Origin of the sequence: Escherichia sp. KCJ4928 (genome assembly GCF_004352695.1) — a bacterium.
Lineage (GTDB): Bacteria > Pseudomonadota > Gammaproteobacteria > Enterobacterales > Enterobacteriaceae > ECMA0423.
This window is the reverse complement of the sequence record NZ_SJWV01000513.1, coordinates 1-701: the sequence shown is the minus strand read 5'-3', so window position 1 is coordinate 701 and position 701 is coordinate 1. Positions and strand designations below refer to the sequence as shown.

The following is a 701-nucleotide window of genomic DNA, read 5'->3' as shown; positions in this document are numbered from 1 at the left end:
CTACAACTGGCGCAGTAAACAGCAAAATCAGCAGACGTCTTCTGAACGTGAACTGGAGATGTCTACCGAGATTGCACGTCTCAAACGCCAGCTGGCAGAACGGGATGAAGAGCTGGCTATCCTCCAAAAGGCCGCGACATACTTCGCGAAGCGCCTGAAATGAAGTATGTCTTTATTGAAAAACATCAGGCTGAGTTCAGCATCAAAGCAATGTGCCGCGTGCTCCGGGTGGCCCGCAGCGGCTGGTATACGTGGTGTCAGCGGCGGACAAGGATAAGCACGCGTCAGCAGTTCCGCCAACACTGCGACAGCGTTGTCCTCGCGGCTTTTACCCGGTCAAAACAGCGTTACGGTGCCCCACGCCTGACGGATGAACTGCGTGCTCAGGGTTACCCCTTTAACGTAAAAACCGTGGCGGCAAGCCTGCGCCGTCAGGGACTGAGGGCAAAGGCCTCCCGGAAGTTCAGCCCGGTCAGCTACCGCGCACACGGCCTGCCTGTGTCAGAAAATCTGTTGGAGCAGGATTTTTACGCCAGTGGCCCGAACCAGAAGTGGGCAGGAGACATCACGTACTTACGTACAGATGAAGGCTGGCTGTATCTGGCAGTGGTCATTGACCTGTGGTCACGTGCCGTTATTGGCTGGTCAATGTCGCCACGCATGACGGCGCAACTGGCCTGCGATGCCCTGCAGATGGCGCT

The 701-nt window shown here is 56.8% G+C and carries 1 pseudogene; it reads left to right on the top strand.

Annotated elements, in window-relative coordinates:
* Nucleotides 1–701 (top strand): annotated as a pseudogene (locus E0D98_RS25220) (IS3-like element IS3 family transposase); the annotation flags it as partial.